The sequence below is a fragment of the Bacillus sp. 1021 genome, assembly GCF_014534735.1.
Taxonomy (GTDB): Bacteria; Bacillota; Bacilli; order Bacillales; family Bacillaceae; genus Bacillus; species Bacillus siamensis.
In genome coordinates this window covers 876,733-899,558 of sequence record NZ_JACVSR010000001.1, presented here as the reverse complement: position 1 = coordinate 899,558, position 22,826 = coordinate 876,733, and the positions used below count along the sequence as shown (strand labels likewise).

Here is a 22,826-nt window from a genome sequence, read left to right as displayed (position 1 = left end):
GCTCTATTCTTGCGCAGCGCCCTCACCTTTGTCATTTTAGTTCTGACCAAACGGCCGTTATTCATTTTGCAAGTACTGAACTAACCCTGATACCAATATAATACAAGGTCATTCATTGCTGAAGCGTAACCCTGCTGTCTTAACATAGTTGTTATGCTGCCCCGATGATAAGTGCCATGATTGGCAACATGGAATAAAATTTCTGAGTAAGCAGTTTCTCTGGAACCTAACCAAGGATTATGTAAGTTCATTTTTTGTTCTAAATCTGTTTGGTTATTCATCCATTCTTCAAACTGTGAAGCCAGTTCATTATAAGACGCCGCAAATTCATCTGCAGAATATAAATGAGTCCTTTCTGCATAAGCCGCAGAACCTTCCACTGCTTCCTGCATGTCTATTCCTTTAAGTACTTGCAGCCACATAGCATCCACCGCGCAGATGTGACTGAACGTTTGAGCAATTGTAGGATATGAACTGCGAACCTCTTCATAAAGAACGTTACTTGGTAATTCCTTTATTCTTTCTAATAACGCTTTATTCGCCCAAACATGGTACTGATACATATTTTTTGCATGGTTCATTTAACATCTTCTCCTTTAAAGTTGATGCTTATGATTATAAAAAAAGATATATGACAGCAGATCGTCATACATCTTGATAAACTTTCATTATTTTTTTGGCTTCAGCGATTAATTTTGATTGCAGCTGCACCGGTTTTATCATTTTAGCTCCGCTGCCAAAGCTTAAGAGAATTGATATAAGCCATCCGGCATGCAGAGGCTGATAAACAGAAATGGTAAACGTCATACTTCCATCACTGTTCATAACTTTAGACGCGTTCTGAAATTGATCTAAAGCTTTTGCCAGAGAATTGGGATCAACCCAAATGACAACATCCTCAAACCCTTCCGCATTGGAGTCTGAATAAGATGAATCATCTTTCACTTTGTGACTGTGCATAAACTCTTCTTGAGTCAGCGTTATATTCATCATACGTGATACTTTAAATTCTCTAACATCTTGACGTTCTCTGCAATAACCATATACATACCAATTACGGAACTTATAATGGAGATGGATTGGTTCTGCTTCACGTGAGGTAAATTCATTTTTATTGCTGACATAATCAAAGCGTACCACCTTTTTTTCATGTATAGCTTTTCGCAGATGCCTTAAGGAATTCGGTTCTGTTCTAAGGCTTTCCAACTCAACATACAACGTCCTGTTGCCGCTTGTATCCAGAGATTTTAATCTATCTATCGTATGTTCAACTTCCCTATCTTCAAAAAGACTCGATAAACTGCTTAATACAGTGATAAGATTTAATACATCGTGAGATCCGATTAAACTTTTATCAAATTTGTATCCTTTCATAATCCCGAAACCGCCGTTAGCACCTTGATATGAAACGATCGGTATTCCAGCAGCACAAATCGCTTCGATATCTCTATAAATTGTCCGCGATGATACTTGAAATTCATCAGCTAAACTGGAAGCAGATAAAATTTCATTATGTAAGAGCTTGAATATGATTGATAATAAACGTTCTAATTTCAACTCTCAATTCCTTTCCTCATCATTGATTAAGATCAGCGGTAATAGTTATTAAGATCTTGTTTTGTTCATTTCATCGACATTACCGCCTTATAGATGGTAAAATTTCTTAAAACAAGCAAAGGAGCACTGTTACATATGAGTCTTATCATTCTAGCATCAATGCTTTTATGGGGTGCAGTGATCCACGAACTAAGCAAACCTTCCAAAAAGCAAAGCAAACGAAAAATGATCTCTTTGGTATCCTTGGGTTCTTTGTCTACTTTAGTCATTACAATTTCGCTTTTTTCCAATTTGAATTGACCGACATATATCATGAGGAAACCCGCCAGAGTTTCCTCATGACACTGACGATCTACTCACTACACTTTTTACAGTAAACCTTATCAGCGAATTTACTTAACACTCTGTCCATTCTCCCCACAGGCATCATCTTCTCACTTGGAAGGGTAATATGAGCTGTCAGCCCATCACCAGATTTTAATGTTTTCCCGCAGATGGAGCATTTTAACTCTATATTAAAGAAATGTTTTAATCCCATTCAGAAGCCCCCTTATTTATCTTTATAAAAGTAATACGTTACTGCTTTATAAAAGTTTCACTTCGTTCCGGTTGATCTGTGCCCGCCCAACAGGCATCACCTTCCCCTGTGTCCAATCTTGTTCGTTCACTTTAATGCGTTCTCTTCCAAAACGAAAAAAGGAAAATACTTATTATTTGTCGTATACTGCGCTTGCCCGGGAAATGATGAATGATTCTTTCTTGATTATTTCTCATTATCTAATTTATTTCGTGCGAGGATAACTTTGCTTCCATCGTGAAGAAAACGGCATATCCTAAAGGTTCTTACTCTCAACTAAACATGCCATAGCCTAAGGAGAACCGAAAATGATATTTCATTCATCAACCCTTCATTTTAGACAAAAACTTCATTTTTTCTCTTTTAGACTAAAATCCATGTCGAAATTTATCGTTCGGCATAGTATATACTATCCTAACAAGAGGAGGTGGCAATATGGGATACTACGGTGGAAATTATGGCGGAAGCACTTTCGTCTTGATCGTTGTGCTTTTCATTTTGTTAATCATTGTAGGTGCTGCTTTCCTTTAATAGCACATTGACGAACCATATTCGTCTCCCAAGAAAATTGCATCTCACAGTTCGGACAGACGCCATAAGATCTTTTTATGGCGTTTTCACTTTTGACATTAAGTCATTTTCGCATAAAAAAAGCCGGACTCCTCATTTAAGAGGTTCCGGCTTTTCTTATTGTTCGATCTTTGTTATTACCATTGGTACAAATGCGGGGAATACTTGATGTCCCGCTGCACACACCCGCTATTATAATATTTCAATACAGCCTTCTGTTCCGTGTACGCGGATTCGTTGCCCATCTTTTATCAATTGGGTTGCATTTTCAACTCCAACAACTGCAGGTAAGCCGTATTCACGCGCTATAACCGCTCCATGGGTCATCAGTCCGCCAACTTCCGTGACCAGGCCTTTTATGGATACAAACAATGGTGTCCAGCTGGGATCGGTAAAGGAGGTAACTAATATATCCCCCTCTTCCAAATTGGCATCTTCCATGTTTAAAATAACACGTGCCCGCCCCTCTATGACTCCCGAGGAAACAGGAAGCCCTGCAATCGCTCCGGCCGGGAGATTTTCTCGTTTGTACTCGCCTGTAACGATTTCGCCGTCAGACGTGATAACACGCGGCGGAGATAGTCTTTCATATACTTTGTACTCGTCTTTTCGTGTACTGATGATTTGGTAATCCAATATATTTGTGCGTACGACTTCTTGAAGTTCTCCAAAAGTAAGAAAGTATATGTCTTCTTTTTCTTGAATAATCCCTGCTTCTGCGAGTTGTTCGGCTTCTTTCAGTAAAGCCTGCTTATAAACGAAGTAGCGACTGACCATGCCGTATTTTGGATATTCCCTAAACCCGCTGAAGTTCCGGATGATGCGGATCATTCGTTCGGTTTCTTTGGCTTTTTGTTCACCATCCGGTAATTGCTTCAATCGATCTAATAACTCTTGTTCTTTCTTCAATGCCTCCTGCCGCCCTTGCTCAAATTTCTGCCGGCTGGCATTTGGCTCAAAGTTTTTGAGGTTATTAAGAATCATAGGGACAAGTGCAGTTAGTTTTTCGCTCCATCGAGTTCTTGTCATATCAATTTCTCCGGTACATCGCATTCCGTACTTGTTGAGGAAAGCATAGATAGCGTCATGGATTTCCTGTCCGCCTTCAAACTTCACCAGCTCATCCAAAAAGGAATCATCTTTTACATCCTCTAAATAAGCAATTACTTCTGGATAAGGACGGATCACATCGGCGACGTCTAATAGCGCAAGCCCCATTTCTGAAGTAATATTATGGGGTACAGATTGAGAAAGCGTGTCTGCTGCGTTTTTTTCACCTAACCACTCGTTCATTTTTTCGTTAATCCATGATGAAGCATCCATTGCAGTTCGAATCAACACCGAACTTTTTGGGTTAAATAAAATCTTCTTTAATTCCTGGATATCATCCAAAATAAAACGAAATAAATCAGATCCTGATTTCGTCTGGATGTTTTGTTTTAACTCTTCTATCGATGTTTCACTGCTCTTAATCAAATCAGAAACAATTGCCGGATCGTTTTCAGTTTGATCCGGCATATCTGCATTGCCTTTTCCGGGAATCGGTGCCGTTTTATCAGGTATCGGCTTAATGAAATCACGCCGCTCTATTATGGTCATAAGTGCGTCTTTTAAGAGCGGATCGTGCTGCCCCATGCCTTTTAAGAAAACTTCTCTGACTTTAGGGGATGCCAGATGATGTGTGACATCAACAAATAGCCTTCCGCCGGCTTTACGCATGGGTGCAGAAGTCGTCAACAGAAAAAAAGACAATCCAAGGGGTTTTATGGGATCCGTCATCATTTGTTGATGACCAACAGAGATATAGACGTGATTTTCTTGATCGTTCGCTTCAGGAACGGGGTATAACGTTGTGATCGGACGACTCTGGACGATATAAAAAGTATCGCGGTCCAAACACCATTCGATATCTTGCGGCTGGCCGAAATGAGCTTCGATCTGCCTCCCGATACGTGCCAGCTGTAAAATTTGTTCATCAGTCAGTGTTTGAATCTTTTGCTGATCAAGATTGATCTCTTGTATTTCCGTTCCGCCATCTTTTCGTCCATAGACAGCCTTTTTTTTAGTTTCTATTCTCTTATCGACGATTTGCCCGTCCTGTACTTTATAACAATCGGGGGATACTAAGCCGGAGACCAGTGCTTCACCAAGTCCAAAACCGGCATCAATAGATAGCAGCTTTCGGTTTCCGGTCACCGGATCAGCGGTAAATAAGATCCCCGAAGCCTGAGGGAAAACCATCCTTTGGATGATAACGGATAAATAAACTTGGCTGTGATCAAATCCATTTTGCATACGGTAAATGACCGCGCGATCAGTAAATAGGGACGCCCAACATTTACTGATATGCTGCAAGATTGCATCGACACCGGTAATATTTAAATAGGTGTCTTGCTGACCGGCAAAAGAGGCGTGCGGTAAATCTTCAGCAGTCGCACTAGAACGCACGGCATAGGCATGTTCTTCGCCATACCAGGAGAGATAGCAAGCAACTGCTTTAACTACATCGGAAGGAATTTCTGCTTCCATAATGGTTTGCCGAATTTCCCTGCTGATTTTACCGATTTGATCCCGATTCTCCACTTTCAGCATGGTCAGTTGATCCAACAGCGCTTGTAACGTCTCGTTTTGTTCAATGGCTTTTTGATATCCTGCTGTTGTGACACAAAAGCCTTCTGGTACTTGTATTCCTTGAATTTTTGATAATTCCCCTAAATGCAACCCTTTTCCTCCAACGAGCAAAGGCTGTGTTTTTTCAATTTCGTGAATACCGAGAACCAAAGAACTCATTCTATATCTCCCCTTCAAAAAAAAATTGACAAGAGCTTTTCAGCATGATATAATCATAATATAAGATGGATAACTATGAATTTTCACACAGAAAGCACGCGTGATCTGATTATATCACCGTGTCTGTTTTTGTGCAATATAAAAAGAACCTGGCCAATTTGGCGGGGTTCTTTTTTAATTTCCTAAGGAACTCCTGAAGTTGAATGATAGCTGTGAATCCATTGCAAAAAGGTATCCCCACGGAGTCCGAATGATTATCTGTTTCCTCCGACAAATGACATTATTTATAAGCAGCTTTGCCATCAAAGCTTTTTAGCTGTTAATTGTTTTTTCATTGATCTCCCGGCAAAAACACTCTCTTGACGAACCGCACTTATCATTCATTTTCCCGAAAACTCTTCAATGCTGTATTGAGATCCTTTGTGTGAGTGTAAATGTTCTTATACAAATCGAATAGTATTTTATATTTTTGAACATTTTGTTCTTCCGGATAGAATACAGCAGCCTCACGTATGAATTGCTCTGCACATTCTTCAAGGGATTCAAACCACCCGCTCCCGAAGGCAGCTAACATAGCAGCTCCCATGGCGGGACCTTGTTCGTTTTCTAACTTAATCACCCGCGTATTGAAAATATCAGCTTGCATTTGAAGCCACGTTTCATTTTTAGCTCCCCCGCCAATAGAGACAACAGAATCAACTGATTTTCCCGCTTCGCGGAATAGCTCAATTGATTCATTCAAAGAGAATGTGATGCCTTCCATTACCGCCCTCATAACATGCTCTCTTTTATGGGCCGCATCCATTCCGATCAAGCTTCCCCGAATAGATGAATCAGCATGCGGCGTTCTTTCACCAACCAAATAAGGAGTATACAGCAGTCCATTTGCTCCTATCGGAATAGCTTCCACCCCATCCAATAATTGCTCAAACGATTCGTTTGGCGCAAACGTTCTTTTAAACCAGTCTAAGCTGTATCCAGCAGCGAGTGTGACTCCCATCGTATAAAAAGAATCCTTTTTTCCATGATTAAAAAAGTGCACTTTCCCTTTAAAGTCCCTTTCTTTGTCTTCTTCACAGGAAAGTATGACCCCTGACGTCCCAATACTGCATAATGTTTTTCCGGATGAAAGGATACCGGCTCCAATTGCACCGCAAGCATTATCTGCTCCCCCGGCGTACACTTTTGTTTTTTCCATCAGCCCTGTCTCCGCCGCGACGTTCGGAAGCAGCGATCCTACGCAATCATGGGATTCAACAAGCGGAGGACAAATATCTGCAGAAATACCAAATTGATTGCAAATATCATCGCTCCACTCCTTGCGGATAATATCTAAAAGTAACGTTCCCGCCGCATCGGAGTATTCAGTGTGAATGGCACCGGTCATACGGAATCTCACATAGTCTTTCGGAAGCAAAAAAACAGCAGTTTTTTTAAAAAGTTCAGGCTCATGTTCCTTCACCCATAACATTTTAGGTAATGTAAATCCTTCTAGTACACGGTTTTTTGTGATATCAAGCAGATGATCGCCAAATGTCTCGGTCATCCTCATACATTGAGGCGTCGTTCGGGTATCATTCCAAAGAATCGCATGACGCAGCACCTGCCCATCTTGGTCAAGCAGGACTAACCCATGCATTTGTCCTGAATAGCTTATCCCGTCTATATCTTCGGCTTGAACACCGGATTCATAAACCAATTCAGCCAAGGCATCAATTGTTTGCTGCACCCAGTCTTCGGGATTTTGCTCACTATACCCCGCCTTCTCTTGAATAAGCGGATATCTTTTGGACGTTTCTGCACAAACCTTGCCGTTTTGATTGACTAAAATGGTTTTAACGGCGCTCGTTCCAAGATCTATCCCAATGACATACTTCATTTTTTCACTCCTTTCCCTCTCAATAGGTCCCCATTGAAACTTCCCGCCAGAACGGGAAGTTCCGGGGCAGCTCGGCTTTCCCTGCTAAAACTTTTTAGCGGATCAAGCTTCTTTGTTATACCTCTAAAATGTATTGGTTCAATATCGCTTTTAACCGCTCCTGTCTCCCTGATTCGTTTTTAATTGGCTGATTGTTTAGCGCATATTGCTCAAGTGTCTTAAAATCAGCTCTTCCTTCTGCAATTTCAAGACCGATCCCTTCGGTAAAGCTGCGGTAACGATGCTGAATCACATCTTCAAACACACGGTCTTCGATTAATTTGTGAGCGACTTTCAATCCCCTTGCAAATGCATCCATCCCAGCAACATGGGCATAAAGTAAATCATCAGGCTCAAAAGAAGATCTTCTGACCTTTGCGTCAAAGTTTAATCCGCCGCTTCCAAGGCCGCCATTTTGCAGGATTTCGTACATGGCTAATGTCGCAGAATATAAATCTGTCGGAAATTCATCTGTGTCCCAGCCTAACAGCGGATCACCTTGGTTCGCATCAACAGATCCAAGAAGGCCATGCACTCTCGCCATTCGTAATTCATGTTCGAATGTATGCCCGGCTAATGTGGCATGATTGGCTTCGAGATTTAATTTAAAATGACTGTCTAAGCCATATTGCTTCAAAAAGGCAATGGTTGTTGCTGCATCTGTATCATATTGATGAGTGGTCGGCTCTTTTGGTTTTGGTTCAATCAAAAATTGCCCTGTATACCCGATTTCCTTCGCATAATCCACTGCCATATGCATGAATCTGGCCAGATTATCAAGCTCAAATTTTAAATCCGTATTTAACAATGTTTCGTATCCTTCACGTCCGCCCCAAAATACATAGTTTTCGGCGCCAAGCTCTTTTGCTGTTTCCAGCCCTTTTTTTACTTGTGCTGCGGCATACGCAAACACATCTGCATTGCAAGAAGTCGCGGCACCATGGACGAAGCGGGGGTTCGTAAACATGTTTGCAGTATTCCATAATAGCTTCACGCCGCTCGTTCTCATGTACTCTTTCATCATGCTCACGATAATATCTAAATTTTGATTTGTCTCTTTTAACGTACTTCCTTCAGGTGCGATATCCCGGTCATGGAAAGCAAAAAATGGCGCATCCAGTTTTTCAAACATCTCAAATGCTGCTTCTACCCTCGCTCTCGCCAGATCCATGCCTTTATAACGATCCCACGGTCTTTGCATCGTAGCCGCTCCAAACATGTCTGTACCGTCAGCGGTAAATGTATGCCAATAAGCAATAGAAAACCGCAGATGCTCTTTCATTGTCTTTCCGCCGATTACTTCTTGAGGATTATAATATTTAAATGCTAAAGGATTCGTGGAATCTTTCCCTTCATAAATCACTTTGTTTACGCTTTCAAAATAGCCGGCTGTACCGGAATGAGACTGAGCCATGACATTTCCCCCTTAAAAATAAATTCAAGCGCATTTTATGTCATATTCACATGTTAGTTTGTTGCTTAAACAAACTAACATATTTTCATCTTATATAACCTCATCAGTATTTTCAATATTTTTTTTAGTTTTTCACGAATACATTAGATATAATAAGGTTGGATTCGCTATGTGTGACGCTTCGCATGATAACACAGAAAACTCAACTTAATTTAAAGATTATACAAATGGAGTGGATGAAGTGGATATCGCTGATCAAGCCTTTGTCAAAAAAGTAAACCAAAAGTTATTATTAAAAGAAATCCTTAAAAACTCACCTATTTCAAGAGCAAAATTATCTGAAATGACCGGATTAAATAAATCTACTGTTTCATCACAGGTAAACACATTAATGAAAGAAAACCTTGTATTTGAAATCGGTCAGGGACAATCAAGCGGCGGCAGACGACCTGTCATGCTTGTTTTTAATAAAAAAGCAGGATACTCCGTAGGAATAGATGTCGGGGTCGATTATATTAACGGCATTTTAACAGACCTTGAAGGGACGATCGTCCTTGATCAACACCATCATTTGGAATGCAGCTCTCCTGAAATAACGAAAGATATTTTAATTGAGATGATTCATCACTTTATTGCGAATATGCCGCAATCTCCGTACGGGCTTATCGGTATAGGCATATGCGTTCCCGGATTAATTGATAAAAATCAAAAAATTGTTTTCACTCCGAACTCCAACTGGAGAAATATTGACTTAAAACCTATCATCCAAGAGAAGTTCAATGTGCCTGTTTTTATTGAAAATGAGGCAAATGCCGGCGCATATGGAGAAAAAGTATTTGGCGCTGCAAAAAATCACGATAACATGATTTATGCAAGTATCGGTACAGGGATAGGGATCGGCGTTATAATCAATAATGATTTATATAGAGGGGTTGGCGGATTCTCTGGAGAAATGGGACATATGACAATAGACTTTAATGGTCCGAAATGCAGCTGCGGAAACCGGGGCTGCTGGGAATTGTATGCTTCAGAGAAGGCTTTATTAAAATCTCTTCAGACGAAAGAAAAAAAAGTATCCAATCAAGATATCATAGACCTCGCCCATCTGAATGATGTTGGAACTTTACGTGCCTTACAGAATTTCGGCTTCTATTTAGGGATAGGCCTGACCAATATTTTGAATACATTCAATCCGCAAGCCATCATTTTAAGAAACAGCATCATTGAATCGCATCCTATGGTTTTAAATTCAATTAGAAGCGAAGTGTCGTCCCGGGTTTATTCCCAATTAGGCAATAGTTATGAATTATTACCATCTGTTTTAGGAAAAAATGCATCGGCATTGGGAATGTCCTCTATTGTAATTGATCATTTTCTTGATATGGTTAATCATTAAGTTTTACGCTGTTTTTTTCATGCTGAACAGGAGTATTTCTGAAGGAATTTTTCACATAGGACATGATATGAAAAAGGAGTTCTAAAATAGAAGCTCCTTTTTCTTGTGCGCATTATTTTTCTTTATAACGAAAATATCTGAAGTCAGCCGGAATGTGGTGACCGCTGGTATCTTGGCACTGCATCCCTACAAAAGCTCCTGTAAAGAATCCTCCTCCGCGGATGTAATCATCTGATAATTTTTTCGATTCTAATGTAATGTCAATTTTATGCCAGTCTTCTTTGTTAAACGAATAGAAATAATAATATTTTTCCTTTTCGATATTCACTTTTAAATAGACATACTTTACTTCACCGGGGATCACAATTTTATTGTTTAATGGCTGTGAAAAAGAAAAGTTATCACATATTGTTAATTCAAGAATACGGCCGAGTTCTTCATCATGCGTGACTTGAAGAGCCGTCCAGTTCTCTGTATTGTAATAGTTCACCAATCCAGCGGCTTGTTGAAAATTCTCCGGGAAAAACGCTACAGCTGTTTCCGCTTCAAAATGGACACTTTGCCAGCGTCTGGCTACAAATGCCTGAGTAAATGCCGAGGTTAATGATTCATGGCCGTATAACCGCAAATGATTTGGCACTTGAGTCAATGAGCCTAATTCTTTCCTGAACGGAATCCTTAACGTTTGAAAATTGATATTTAATGTTGAGTTCTCGAATTCATCAACTTCCGGGTACGTTGCTTCAAATATGGTTTCAGGAATAGAAGGCGCTTCCACCTCCAAACTTCCCTCTTTTCCGCCATCTACATAAGGCCATTCATCTTTCCAATAGAGTTTTTGAATAGCTGTTTCTCTGCCCAAAGGACAATAACCTCGCTGCTGAAAAATTGAATCATCGTCCGGATGAATAGGACGTCCCGTTAAATGAGCTAAGTACCACTCACCTGTATGTGTTTGAACGATGGATGCATGCCCGCATTTTTGCAGCGGATTTTCGGGATCATGCCATGACGTTAAGATAGGATTATCAGGATGAACTTCATATAGCCCCTCAATATTTGCAGAACGGGCAATTGTAGCAGCATGTTCGAACCGCGTTCCTCCTTCTGCAGTTAATAAATAATAATAGTTCCCGATATGATAAAGGTGCGGCGCTTCCGTCAGCTTTCTTTCAGTTCCTTTAAATATTACTTTCGGTTTTCCAATTAATTTTTGCTCCTCATCAGAATATTCCTGCATGACAATTCCTCCGAAAGAGTGCCGATCAATACGCTGATCCCATAACATATTTAATAAATATTTTTTTCCATCCGTATCATGGAATAAAGAAGCATCAAATCCCGAGCTATTTAATGTGATCGGCTCCCCCCAATCACCATCAATCGTGTCACAAGTCACTAAATAATTGTGGCAATCTTTCCAGGCGCCATCTACTACCTTAACATCCGTATAGATCAGCCAAAACTTTCCGTCGCTGTAACTTAAACATGGCGCCCAGACCCCTCCTGAATTAGGGTTTCCTTTCATATCTAATTGAGAAACTCTCTGTAATGGATGTGCAACTAAGTGCCAATTCACTAAATCTTTTGAGTGGTGTATCTGGACTCCCGGAAACCACTCAAATGTAGATACGGCGATATAATAATCCTCTCCGACCCTGCAAATACTCGGATCGGGATTAAATCCTTTAAGTACCGGATTGATAATCTTCATCGGAACGCCTCCTCAGCTATTTTCTGTTGACTCATCATATTTTAAGCTTTGAAATCATCAATATGATCCAAATAAACCTTGTCTCTATTCTCTAATTCTCGAACCATGTTTTTATATTTTTTCTCATCTAAGTTATAGAAATTAATATCAATCATGGCTAAAACCAGTAAGAACACGGGAATAATGGTGGTTGTAATTAAAATTCCCGTCAATGCCTCCGCCGTTTGCACCTGATTTGCCACATATCCAAACTTATCTAAAACCAGCCCAGGTATAACCCCTCCCAAGGCCATGCCGAATTTAAAGAAAAATCCGATAATAGCGTATATGAGCCCGCCCATTCTTTTCCCGGTTCTGTACTCTCCATATTCTATTGTTTCAGGAATAAGCGCCCACATATATCCCCCGGCAGTGAGACTTCCGGCAGCAGCCAGTAATCGAAAGGAAAGGATAAGGAATACATTACTTGACGGAACAAACAATAAAGCTAGAAGGCCGATCATATTCAGTAATAATGCGTAGTTTAGTAATTTCTTCTTCCCCAATAATTGATGAAGCTTTGGAATAAAAGGTAAAATGACCAGAGCGGGCAAACTTCCTAACAAACCGTACCACTTCACTAAATCCTCTCTTCCTAAGTTATACGTTACGTAATAGATGCCGACCGAATTACTTATTGAATTCACTCCAAAAATAATAATAAAGAAAATACTTAATACCACAAGCGGCCGATTAACACGAAATTGCTCGAATATATCCGAAAATTTAATTTTTTCTTCAGATTTTTGAAGAGTGACACGCTCTTTTGTGCTTTTAAAACAAAAGATTAAAAGACACCCGCCTATGAATCCCATAATGGCCATGGTTAGCTGCCAGCCAAGAGATTCGCTGCCTGAAGTATCGCTTAAATAAGCAGCCAGTAAAGGAACAAAAAATGCAACGACAAGTCCCCCAAGATTCGCAAATAACATACGGACAGATGTTATACTAACAACTTCTTGATTATTTCTGGTCATGGCAGAAGTTAACGCGCCATACGGAACGTTTATCGCTGTGTATGTAAGCGACAAGCCGACATATGTTATATAGGCATATATTAATTTCCCCATATCTGAAAAATCGGGGGTTGTAAAACAGAGGATGGCCAGTATGACAAATGGAAAAGCTCCGAATAAAAGATACGGTCTGAAGCGCCCAAACCTGCTATTTGTTCTGTCTACTATAGTTCCAATAAAAGGATCAGCGAGGGCGTCGATGATTCTGACCACTAAAAACATCGTACCGGCGGCGGCTGCCGATAAACCAAATACATCTGTATAGAAGAACAAAAGATAAGTAGACACCGTTGCATAAATTAAATTACATGCAAAATCCCCAGACGCATATCCAACTTTTTCAGCCATGCTGATCTTCTTTACATTTTCACTGAGCATGATTTCCTCCCCTTTTCGATCCTTTCATAAGGAACCAGTATGAAAGGATATAACATGTCTTCAAATTTATTGGGCAGTGCGCACTTTATAAAAGCGCTTTCATAAACTGATAGCCGATGACTTTCACAGAGCGTTTTCCTCAGATAAATAGTGATCAGATGGCTGCAATTTCATCTTATATGCCCGGAAAGGATAACAGCCCCGTGCTTTCGTTTTTTAAATTCTTCTTTCGAGCCTCTTATCCCCCTTCCATCATGCATTTAAATGGGCAATTTAATCGGATTCCTTAGTTTGTTGAGTAAACAAACTAACTTGATTTAATCTTATAAAATCTGATCTGCTTTTTCAACTCCTTTTTCAGAAAATTTAAAACCGACCAAGGACATACCATAGTGTAATCGCCAACTGCTTCGACAGACGTATAAGTAAAAATCCCTTGTGGCTGACTGATCATCACCTTTTCGTTTAGAAAAACGTATTAATAAACATGCACTAGAAAAAATGCGAATCATATATAAGTCATATCCCGTTTAATTGGTTGAGGAGGATATTATGAAACCTATGCTGCCTTTTGAAAAGTATTTCGGTGATTTAGAACTGGTTTATGCATTTTATGGAGCTATGCCTACCGGTGTTACGGTTTCGGAAACTGGTCGTATTTTCATTTGTTTTCCGAAATGGGGAGACGATGTTAAATTTACGGTGGCGGAAATAGTTGGGGATAAATTGCAGCCCTATCCTGATTTACAAACCAATTTGGTTAACCCCGAGACTATCAAAATGACTTTCATCAGTGTCCAAAGTGTAGTTGCTGATGGAAAGGGAACGCTTTGGGTACTAGATACAGCGGCACCCAATTTTTCTGAACCAATTAAAGGCGGGGCAAAATTAGTCGCTGTTGATTTAAAAACCAATACAATCAGAAGAGTGTATACCTTTACAGAAGATGTTGTCCTGCCAACAACTTACCTGAATGATGTCCGATTTGATTTTCGTGTTGGAACTGCAGGTTATGCCTATATAACGGATTCTTCTTCCAAAGGACCAGGAGCGATTATCATCGTTGATTTGGAAACCGGAAATGCATGCAGACGGTTAAATGGAGCAAATCCAACTTCACCGGATCCCTATTTTATACCGAAAGTAGAAGGCAACATTTTGATGAATCGTAACAGGGATGGTTCAACTTCCCCATTTAGGCTGGCATCCGACGGTATTGCGATTTCTCCTGACGGGAAGGTATTATTTTTTTGTCCACTGACCAGCCGCCATTTGTTCTCGATCTCAACAGAAGCCCTGAGAGATAGAAATATACCGGACATGGATTTACTTTATCATGTGGCGTATTGGGGAGAAAAAGGTGCGTCTGATGGAATGATTACAGATGCAAAAGGAGCCGTTTATGCCGGAGATTACGAGAACAATAGTATTCGAAAAATACTGCCGAATGGCATAATGGAAACCATCGCACATGATCCGAGAATTTTATGGCCGGATACTTTTTCGATTGGTCCGGATGGATACTTATACGTCATCGTGAACCAATTACATCGGCAGGCTAGATTTCATTATGGAAAAGACTTACGACAGAAACCTTATAGTTTACTTCGTATAAAAATCGATGAATTACCTGCTCCTTCCTATTGAAAATGAAAATTGAAGGCAATCATATAATATCCTCATTAAATATAGATGGGTTTATTCGAGCCGTTTATAATCGGCCTGTTGACGTATATAAGAAAAAAACAGACCACCCGTGAGCCTGGAAACCTGAAGGGTTAGGTCTATCATGAAACCACATCGAGCAAACCCTTTGATGGGCAGCTTTTATTACAGAGCCGGGGTGATACCAACACCCTGGTCTTTTTATTAAGGGAAAAACACTGTAATCCGTCTGTATTTTACAGTTTGTCACGCTTTTCTTCTTTTTGAATCTGGGGCAACAATAATTTGTCCAGGAAAGGTTTGGACATAAAAATATAACCATCACTTCAGACGTGGACTCCCATGTCTCAGAGAAACTTTAAAATTCATCAGTTGATGGTTATGAAGAATATATATGTTTAGTATTTTTGGCGGTCAAAATCAAAAAATCCCCTGACACCAATAGTGCCAAGGGATTGAGAGATTAATATTGAGACATATACTGTTCGCGCTCCCACGGATGAACCTGTGTGCGGAACATATCCCATTCGATTTCTTTTGCTTCGATGAAGTGTTCGAACAGATGCTCACCGAGAGCTGCAACCATGACTTCGTTTGATTTGAATTCGTCGAGAGCTTCCGCAAGTGTCGCCGGAAGGTCCACGATTCCGCTTTCCATGCGCTCTTCTTTGCTCATGACGTAGATGTTGCGGTCAATCGGAGCCGGCGCTTCAAGTTTATTTTTGATTCCGTCAAGGCCTGCTGCAAGCAATACGCTTAATGCCAGGTACGGGTTTGCCGCCGGGTCTACACTGCGGACTTCAACACGCGTGCTGATGCCGCGGGAAGCCGGAATACGGATCAGCGGACTTCTGTTTTGCGCGCTCCATGCCACGTAGCAAGGTGCTTCATAGCCCGGAACAAGGCGTTTATAAGAGTTCACTGTCGGGTTTGTGACAGCTGTAAAGCTTGTCGCGTGTTTTACGATACCGGCAATGAAGTGTTTTGCTGTTTCACTCAGCTGAAGATCAGCGTCTTTATCAAAGAATGCGTTAACGCCATCTTTGAAGAGTGATAGATTACAGTGCATACCGGAACCGTTTACGCCGAACAGCGGTTTTGGCATGAATGTCGCATGCAGACCGTGTTTGCGGGCGATCGTTTTGACGACAAGTTTGAAAGTTTGGATGTCGTCACAAGAACGGATGGCACCGGCATATTTAAAATCGATTTCGTGCTGGCCGGGAGCGACTTCATGGTGAGATGCTTCGATTTCAAATCCCATTTCTTCCAGCTCAAGCACGATATCGCGGCGGCAGTTTTCTCCCAAGTCAGTCGGAGCCAGGTCGAAGTATCCGCCTTTATCGTTTAATTCGAGTGTCGGTTCGCCTTTTTCATCTAATTTAAACAGGAAGAATTCAGGCTCAGGTCCAAGATTGAAATCGCTGAAACCGAGTTCTTTCATTTCTTTCAGAATCCGTTTGAGGTTGTTACGCGGATCACCTTCGAACGGGGTGCCGTCCGGATTGTAGATATCACAGATGAAACGTGCTACTTTACCTTTTTCAGCTGTCCATGGGAAGATAACAAATGTGTTCAGATCAGGATATAAGTACATATCAGATTCTTCGATACGGACAAAACCTTCGATGGAAGAACCGTCAAACATGCATTTATTATCAAGTGCTTTTTCAAGCTGGCTCACAGGAATTTCCACGTTTTTAATCGTTCCGAGAATGTCTGTAAACTGAAGGCGGATGTACTTTACGTTTTCCTCATTTACTAATTTTACGATGTCTTCTCTTGTGTACTTTGCCATTTCGTAAAACTCCTCCTCTAAAAGGTAAATGTATATAGCAAAACAGTTGCTAACGGATTAATGAAAGAATCGGGACATATCACCTTGGCGGAAGGTGTTCCCCCGCTGGAATCGGCCTGCCTGCATCAGTTCGTTTTTCAGAAGCTTTCTGAGTTCGTCGTCAGACAGATTATGCTTCATCGGTTTGGCAGTTTTTTCAGATTTTTCTTCAGGTTCGGCAGATGCCTTATCCAGAATTTGTTTGATCCCCGCCATATTGACGCCTTGTTCAATCAAATTTTTGATTTCTAACAGTTTATCTACATCATGGAATGAAAATAATCGTCTATTTCCTTCGCTTCTCGCTGGAAATATCAGTCCATTTTCCTCATAATATCGAATTTGCCGGGCAGAAAGTTCTGTTAACTGCATGACAATTCCTATTGGAAATAAAGGCATTGAGCGGCGAATGTTATCACTCATCTCAATTTCCTCCTTTTCTTATCTTAGTCTCATTATAGGTGATGTTATATTTTGTGTCAACACAATGTAAGGAATCTTAACATCGAATTCTTTGAAAATTGCAAACGGCTCAGATCAGCCCTTTTTCCATTAGAGCATTAACTGCGCTGCAAATCGCATTTTTTACGTGCGCATAGGTTAATCCTCCTTGGACATACGCGACGTAAGGCGGTCTGATAGGGCCATCTGCCGATAATTCAATGCTCGCCCCCTGTACGAAAGTGCCCGCTGCCATAATGACATCGTCTTCATATCCCGGCATATAGCTCGGATAAGGCGTCACATGCGCATTAATCGGTGAAGCGTATTGTATCGCCTGGCAAAAAGCGATCATCTTATCAGGGTCCTGAAACTCAACAGATTGGATCAGATCCGTTCTCGGCGCATTCCATGCAGGGTTTGACGAAAATCCCAGCTTTTCAAGAAAACGGGCGGTAAATACCGCTCCCTTCAAGCTTTGCGCCACTACGTGCGGAGCGAGAAAAAAACCTTGATACATTTCCTGCAGTGAATACAGCGATGCGCCGGCTTCACTTCCGATTCCCGGTGAGGTCATCCGGTAAGAGCAGGCTTCAATCCACTTGGCTTTCCCCACAAGGTATCCCCCCGTTTTGGCAAGACCGCCGCCCGGGTTTTTAATCAGGGAGCCGGCCATAAGATCCGCTCCGACGTGACAGGGTTCCCGCTCTTCCGCAAATTCTCCGTAGCAATTGTCCACAAAAACAATGACATCTTCTTTGATTTCTTTTACGAAACGAATCATCTCTTCAATCTCATTTATCCTGAAAGACGGGCGGTTCGCATATCCTTTTGAACGCTGAATACCGATCACTTTTGTATTCGGACGGATTGCAGCACGGACCGCTTCGAAGTCCACTTTGCCTTCTGTGGTTAAATCGACTGCATGATACCCGATTTGAAATTCCTTAAGCGAGCCTGAATACTCCCCGCCTCTCACCCCGACAATTTCTTCGAGTGTGTCGTAAGGCTTGCCTGTGATATAAAGCAATTCGTCTCCGGGTCTCAGCACACCGAACAGCGCGATTGAGATCGCGTGCGTCCCCGAAATGATTTGCGGTCTCACAAGCCCCGCCTCTCCTCCGAACACATCAGCATAGATCTCTTCCAGAGTATCCCTGCCGATGTCATCATAACCGTATCCGGTTGAAGGTGTAAAATGCGTATCGCTTACTTTATGCTTTCTGTAGCTTTGCAGGACTCTCCATTCATTCCGTTCACTGATTTCTTCTATTCTTTTATGAACGGCGGCGATTTCCGCTTCTGTTTCTTCGGCGGTTTTTTGCAATAGAGTGCCGTGTGTCAGTGTCTCAAACATGTTGTGTATACCTTCCTTACATGAATTTCTTCAGTTCTCCAAGTATGCTTTGTTCTTCTTGCACATAACCCGAGACTTCGTAGCGTTCATTTTCTTCATTAAAATAAAGGCTGTCGATCATAGTCTCTGATTTAATGCGCGACATCAATTTGCCTTCAGCGGCGGGTACATGAACTTCATACGGCGTCATCAGCTCACGGCGCAAATAAGCTTCGATTTCCGCTTTCAATTTCGCTTCATCCCCGGCGATTCTGGCGCTGATCATGATGTGGCCTTCTCCTGCTGTCGGAATGAAGTCAGGAAGTGTTTCATCCCTTTTGTTATAAGCTGTTAACACTGGAATATCATCTGCTTCAAGCTCTTTTAACAGTCCGAGAACAGTCTGTTCATGCCCGGCATAATCTTCATTGGAAGAATCAATGACATGAATGATCAAGTCAGCTTCCTTCACTTCCTCAAGCGTTGAACGGAAAGCAGCAATGAGCGTCGTAGGCAAATCCTGAATAAAGCCGACCGTATCAGACAAAAGGACGCTGTAACCGCTTGGAAGCGCCATCTTTCTTGTCATCGGATCAAGTGTTGCAAACAGCAGATCTTCTTCATAGCTGTCTGAGCTTGTTAATTTATTGAACCACGTTGATTTCCCGGCATTGGTATATCCGACGAGCGCAGCTTGAAGCACACCATTTTTCTTGCGTCTCTCCCGATAACGGCTTCTGTGGCGGATAACCGTTGACAGCTGCACGTTAATTTCGTGTATGCGGTTTCTAATGTGGCGCCGGTCTGTTTCAAGCTTTGTCTCACCGGGCCCTCTCGTCCCGATTCCGCCGCCTTGTCTGGAGAGATTGATTCCTTGTCCGCTCAGACGCGGCAGTGCATATTGAAGCTGGGCCAATTCGATCTGAAGCTTTCCTTCCCTCGTCTTCGCCCTTTTTGCGAAAATATCCAAAATAAGCTGCGTGCGGTCGATGATCTTCGCTTCAATTGCCGTGGCGAGTGATTTAAGCTGGCTCGGTGACAGTTCATCATTAAAAATGACCAGATCCGCTTCAAGCTCTTCACACAGCGCCTTCAGCTCGTCTACTTTCCCCTTGCCTATATATGTAGCGGCATCCGCTCTGTTCCGTTTTTGCGTAATCCGGGTCAGCACCGTTCCGTCAGCCGTTTTTGTCAATGAAGCGAGCTCGTCCATGGAATGTTCAAAGTGCTCGTCGGTCATGTGCGGAAGCTGGCAGCCGACTAAAATGACCGTTTCTTTTTTTTCTTCCTGTTCGTTCAAATGGATGTTCCTTTCTGTGTCGTATTGGGCAGTAGTACTATCATACCAAACCCGCAGGACGTATACCACACATCCGGCGGGTTTTAAAGAGAGAAATAAAAAAAGGCCTCTCAAACCGGCTGAGAGGATTATTCATGAGCTGCCGTGTCATCTTTTATAAATAAATCCTGACTCTTAATCGTCATCAGGTCGTTTTTTAAGTATTGGTCCCCCATTAAAAGCCTCATAGCCTGAGCGCGGATTGATTTTTCAATCACATTTCTGACAAAGCGTCCGTTGCTGAATTTAATGGGGCTTGTCGTGCTTTTCACCGTCATTAAGTAATCTTTTAACTTCCACTCGGCTTCCTGGCTTAATTGATACTCCCGCTCTGCTATCATGCGCTTTGCAATGTCCATCAGCTGAGCGACAGAATAATCCGGAAAATCGATGCTGATAGGAAAACGCGATTGCAGGCCGGGATTTAATGACAGGAAATGTGTCATTTCTCTCGAGTACCCTGCCAGGATCAGAATAAATTCATGCTGTTTGTCTTCCATATGCTTGACAAGCGTATCAATCGCCTCTTTACCGAAATCCTTTTCTCCGCCCCTTGCAAGTGAGTATGCTTCATCAATGAATAAAATGCCCCCGAGCGATTTTTTAATCAGATCTCTCGTTTTTTGCGCCGTGTGTCCGATGTATTCACCGACCAGATCGGCACGTTCTGCTTCGATCAGATGTCCTTTGGAAAGCACGTTCATTTCGAAGAAAAGCTTGCCGATCAGTCTCGCGACGGTTGTTTTTCCGGTGCCGGGATTGCCTTTGAACATCATATGAAGAGCTTGTTTTCCGACTTTCAGCCCTTGTTCGGCCCGTTTTTGGTTGACGAATATCCACGCATAAATTTCTTTAATGTTGCGCTTCATTTCTTCCATACCCACTAATGTGTTCATTTCTTTTTCAATTTCTTTCAGAATGCTGTGCTTGGCTTCATTTTTTTGCAGGGCGGCTTGATATTCCGCCTCAGCTTCCGCATTTGTCAGCACTTGCTTTTGGCCGTTAAGAATGATGTTAATTTGTCCGTTATTTTTATAGGTTACAGCGCGCTCCAACATGCTCACCTCTCTGTTCTCTCTTTATCTTATTCATGATAAAGGCGTTCCGTGACACCCGCCTATCATCATGAGACCCGATTACCCCTTTTATCTGTCGCATTTTCCGTTCTCTTCGGGAATGATGCTGAATCCTGCGCTTTCCCGAGAAATATTTTTCATTTCTTATTGTATTCAGCTGAAACGGAAGGACAAACCATTTATTTTTATTTTCCGGGAAATGCTGGGTGTATTTCTCATTTTTTTTATGAATGACAGCCGTACAAGCACCTTTTAAATATCATCATATGCTGTAATGAGGTGATGGAGAATGGTTAAAATTTTTATAGACCCCGGTCATGGCGGAACTGATTCAGGCGCAACCGGAAACGGGCTTCAGGAAAAAGCGGTCACGCTGGAGATCGCGCTGGTTTTGCGCACGATTCTGACGAATGAGTATGAAGGGGTTTCTGTCACGATGAGCAGGACAAGCGATAAGACGGTCAGTCTGACGGAAAGAACGGATGCCGCCAACAGCTGGGGCGCAGATTATTTTTTATCCATTCATATTAACTCAGGCGGCGGAACCGGATTCGAAAGCTATATTTACCCCGGTGTCGGAGCGCCGACTTCGACTTACCAGTCAGCCGTTCACACGCAAGTAATCCAAGCATCCGGTTTTAATGACCGAGGGAAAAAAACAGCCAACTTCCATGTGCTGCGGGAGACAAGTATGCCGGCGATTTTGACGGAGAATGGTTTTGTTGATACGGCAGCTGATGCAAATAAACTGAAAACAGCCAGTTTTATTGAAAGCCTTGCAAGAGGACATGCCAAGGGCTTGGAGCAGGCTTTCGGGCTAAAAAAAAAGACTGACTTATATAAAGTACAAATCGGCGCTTTCAATGTGAAAGCAAATGCTGATGCGCTTGCCGCCAATGCGGTGTCTAAAGGTTTTGTTGCGATTGTGCTTCCGAAAGACGGCTTATTTAAAGTACAGATTGGCGCATTCTCTTCCAGAGATTATGCTGAATCTTTAGCAGCGCAGGCCAAAAAAGCGGGATTTGATACTGTCATTACGTTAAACTAATGAAAAACCCCTGTTCTCCCTTATTTAGGAGGAACAGGGGTTTTTCTGTTATTGAAGAATATCGGCGACAAACTGAGACCAAGTTTCAAGCCGCTGATACACGTCTTCTTCTTTTAATTCGTTCACTTTCATCCAGCGGCCGGCGATCTGCTCTTTTTCTTTCACTTCGACTTGTGCTCCAGACACTAATTGGAGCGTAGAAAGGATGCCGATATGCACCTTTCCGACACTGTTTTCATCATCATTGATTAAACCGAGTGTGACAATGTTTTGTTTGTCTTTCTCAAGGATGTGCAGTTCTTCTGCTAACTCCCGGTCGGTATTCTGTTTCAGCACCTCCGCAAATGAAGCCGCTCCCTCCATAGGATTCATGTGTCCGCCGAAGCCGAGGGAAAGCTTATTATGAAGGCGCGATTCTCCGCCGCCCGCGAGCCGCTCATACACAAACACTTCATCATCGCGCCGGATGACGACATACGGAATCGGCTGTTTAAAACGCGGGTCCTCTTCCGCGTCGCCTCTTCTGATTTCTAAAAAATGCTCCTCAATTTGAGCCATAATCTTCACGATACGCTCATCTTCGCTGTTGACTCCCTGGAATGTCAGCGTTTCATTTTGGAAGACGTCACTCCGCGGCGCGGCTAAGATGATTTCATCCATTTTATCCATGTCGGTTCCTCCTGTCATACCTCTCCATTCAAGCCAAAAGAGCAGA

The 22,826-nt window shown here is 42.0% G+C and carries 18 protein-coding genes; 4 read left to right on the top strand and 14 right to left on the bottom strand.

Annotation, left to right across the window (positions count from 1 at the left end; translation table 11 throughout):
* Positions 1–80: 80 nt before the first annotated feature.
* The 3 genes from ICW23_RS04435 to ICW23_RS04425 all read right to left on the bottom strand — a co-directional run bounded on the left by ICW23_RS04435 (position 81) and on the right by ICW23_RS04425 (position 2,095).
* Positions 81–581 carry a DinB family protein gene (locus tag ICW23_RS04435; protein ID WP_188154080.1) on the bottom strand — a complete coding sequence of 167 codons (501 nt, stop codon included), beginning with the start codon at positions 579–581 and terminating at the stop codon, positions 81–83.
* 64 nt (positions 582–645) lie between these two features.
* On the bottom strand, positions 646–1,557 hold the full coding sequence (locus ICW23_RS04430) for a helix-turn-helix transcriptional regulator (RefSeq protein ID WP_188154079.1): 912 nt from the start codon (positions 1,555–1,557) through the stop codon (positions 646–648).
* A 352-nt stretch (positions 1,558–1,909) separates the two neighbouring features.
* The gene (locus ICW23_RS04425) at positions 1,910–2,095 is read right to left on the bottom strand and encodes a C2H2-type zinc finger protein (RefSeq protein WP_045926671.1); all 186 of its coding nucleotides are present in this window, start codon (positions 2,093–2,095) and stop codon (positions 1,910–1,912) included.
* A gap of 474 nt (positions 2,096–2,569) precedes the next feature.
* On the opposite strand from ICW23_RS04425, the gene ICW23_RS04420 reads away from it, so the two are divergent.
* Positions 2,570–2,665 (top strand): YjcZ family sporulation protein, encoded by a 96-nt coding sequence (locus tag ICW23_RS04420; RefSeq protein WP_016936006.1) that lies wholly within the window; start codon positions 2,570–2,572, stop codon positions 2,663–2,665.
* A 231-nt stretch (positions 2,666–2,896) separates the two neighbouring features.
* Here the strand turns inward: ICW23_RS04420 and ppsA are convergent, their stop codons facing one another.
* The 3 genes from ppsA to xylA all read right to left on the bottom strand — a co-directional run bounded on the left by ppsA (position 2,897) and on the right by xylA (position 8,826).
* Positions 2,897–5,494, bottom strand: a complete 2,598-nt coding sequence (ppsA, locus tag ICW23_RS04415) for a phosphoenolpyruvate synthase (protein ID WP_188154078.1) — start codon at positions 5,492–5,494, stop codon at positions 2,897–2,899.
* Between the two features lie 376 nt (positions 5,495–5,870).
* On the bottom strand, positions 5,871–7,373 hold the full coding sequence (gene xylB / locus ICW23_RS04410) for a xylulokinase (protein WP_188154077.1): 1,503 nt from the start codon (positions 7,371–7,373) through the stop codon (positions 5,871–5,873).
* A 115-nt stretch (positions 7,374–7,488) separates the two neighbouring features.
* Positions 7,489–8,826: a xylose isomerase gene (gene xylA, locus ICW23_RS04405; protein WP_047474837.1), complete on the bottom strand. Its 1,338-nt coding sequence runs from the start codon at positions 8,824–8,826 to the stop codon at positions 7,489–7,491.
* 241 nt (positions 8,827–9,067) lie between these two features.
* Between xylA and xylR the strand changes: the two genes are divergently transcribed.
* A complete protein-coding gene (gene xylR, locus ICW23_RS04400; RefSeq protein WP_016936010.1) occupies positions 9,068–10,222 on the top strand; it encodes a transcriptional repressor XylR in 1,155 nt (384 codons plus the stop codon).
* Between the two features lie 112 nt (positions 10,223–10,334).
* Here xylR and xynB read toward each other — a convergent pair whose 3' ends face one another.
* Together xynB and ICW23_RS04390 are read right to left on the bottom strand one after the other, a co-directional pair.
* Positions 10,335–11,936, bottom strand: coding sequence for a xylan 1,4-beta-xylosidase (gene xynB, locus ICW23_RS04395; RefSeq protein ID WP_188154076.1), 1,602 nt, complete (start codon positions 11,934–11,936; stop codon positions 10,335–10,337).
* 41 nt (positions 11,937–11,977) lie between these two features.
* Positions 11,978–13,369 (bottom strand): MFS transporter, encoded by a 1,392-nt coding sequence (locus tag ICW23_RS04390; RefSeq protein ID WP_095240678.1) that lies wholly within the window; start codon positions 13,367–13,369, stop codon positions 11,978–11,980.
* A 552-nt stretch (positions 13,370–13,921) separates the two neighbouring features.
* Here ICW23_RS04390 and ICW23_RS04385 point away from each other — a divergent pair.
* The gene (locus ICW23_RS04385; protein WP_188154075.1) at positions 13,922–15,016 is read left to right on the top strand and encodes an L-dopachrome tautomerase-related protein; all 1,095 of its coding nucleotides are present in this window, start codon (positions 13,922–13,924) and stop codon (positions 15,014–15,016) included.
* Between the two features lie 481 nt (positions 15,017–15,497).
* On the opposite strand, the gene glnA is transcribed toward ICW23_RS04385, so the two are convergent.
* The 5 genes from glnA to spoVK all read right to left on the bottom strand — a co-directional run bounded on the left by glnA (position 15,498) and on the right by spoVK (position 21,045).
* Complete coding sequence (glnA, locus tag ICW23_RS04380; protein WP_016936014.1) at positions 15,498–16,832, bottom strand: type I glutamate--ammonia ligase; 1,335 nt, start codon at positions 16,830–16,832, stop codon at positions 15,498–15,500.
* A gap of 57 nt (positions 16,833–16,889) precedes the next feature.
* Positions 16,890–17,294 carry a MerR family transcriptional regulator gene (locus ICW23_RS04375; RefSeq protein WP_007410366.1) on the bottom strand — a complete coding sequence of 135 codons (405 nt, stop codon included), beginning with the start codon at positions 17,292–17,294 and terminating at the stop codon, positions 16,890–16,892.
* Between the two features lie 109 nt (positions 17,295–17,403).
* Positions 17,404–18,669 carry a methionine gamma-lyase family protein gene (locus tag ICW23_RS04370; RefSeq protein WP_016936015.1) on the bottom strand — a complete coding sequence of 422 codons (1,266 nt, stop codon included), beginning with the start codon at positions 18,667–18,669 and terminating at the stop codon, positions 17,404–17,406.
* Positions 18,670–18,685: 16 nt separating this feature from the next.
* Entirely contained in the window at positions 18,686–19,948 is a 1,263-nt protein-coding gene (gene hflX, locus ICW23_RS04365) for a GTPase HflX (protein WP_016936016.1), read from the bottom strand.
* A 128-nt stretch (positions 19,949–20,076) separates the two neighbouring features.
* On the bottom strand, positions 20,077–21,045 hold the full coding sequence (gene spoVK, locus ICW23_RS04360) for a stage V sporulation protein K (protein WP_032864740.1): 969 nt from the start codon (positions 21,043–21,045) through the stop codon (positions 20,077–20,079).
* 307 nt (positions 21,046–21,352) lie between these two features.
* On the opposite strand from spoVK, the gene ICW23_RS04355 reads away from it, so the two are divergent.
* Positions 21,353–22,111 (top strand): N-acetylmuramoyl-L-alanine amidase, encoded by a 759-nt coding sequence (locus ICW23_RS04355; protein WP_188154074.1) that lies wholly within the window; start codon positions 21,353–21,355, stop codon positions 22,109–22,111.
* 48 nt (positions 22,112–22,159) lie between these two features.
* Here the strand turns inward: ICW23_RS04355 and ICW23_RS04350 are convergent, their stop codons facing one another.
* A complete protein-coding gene (locus tag ICW23_RS04350; RefSeq protein WP_188154073.1) occupies positions 22,160–22,780 on the bottom strand; it encodes a hypothetical protein in 621 nt (206 codons plus the stop codon).
* Positions 22,781–22,826 lie beyond the last annotated feature (46 nt).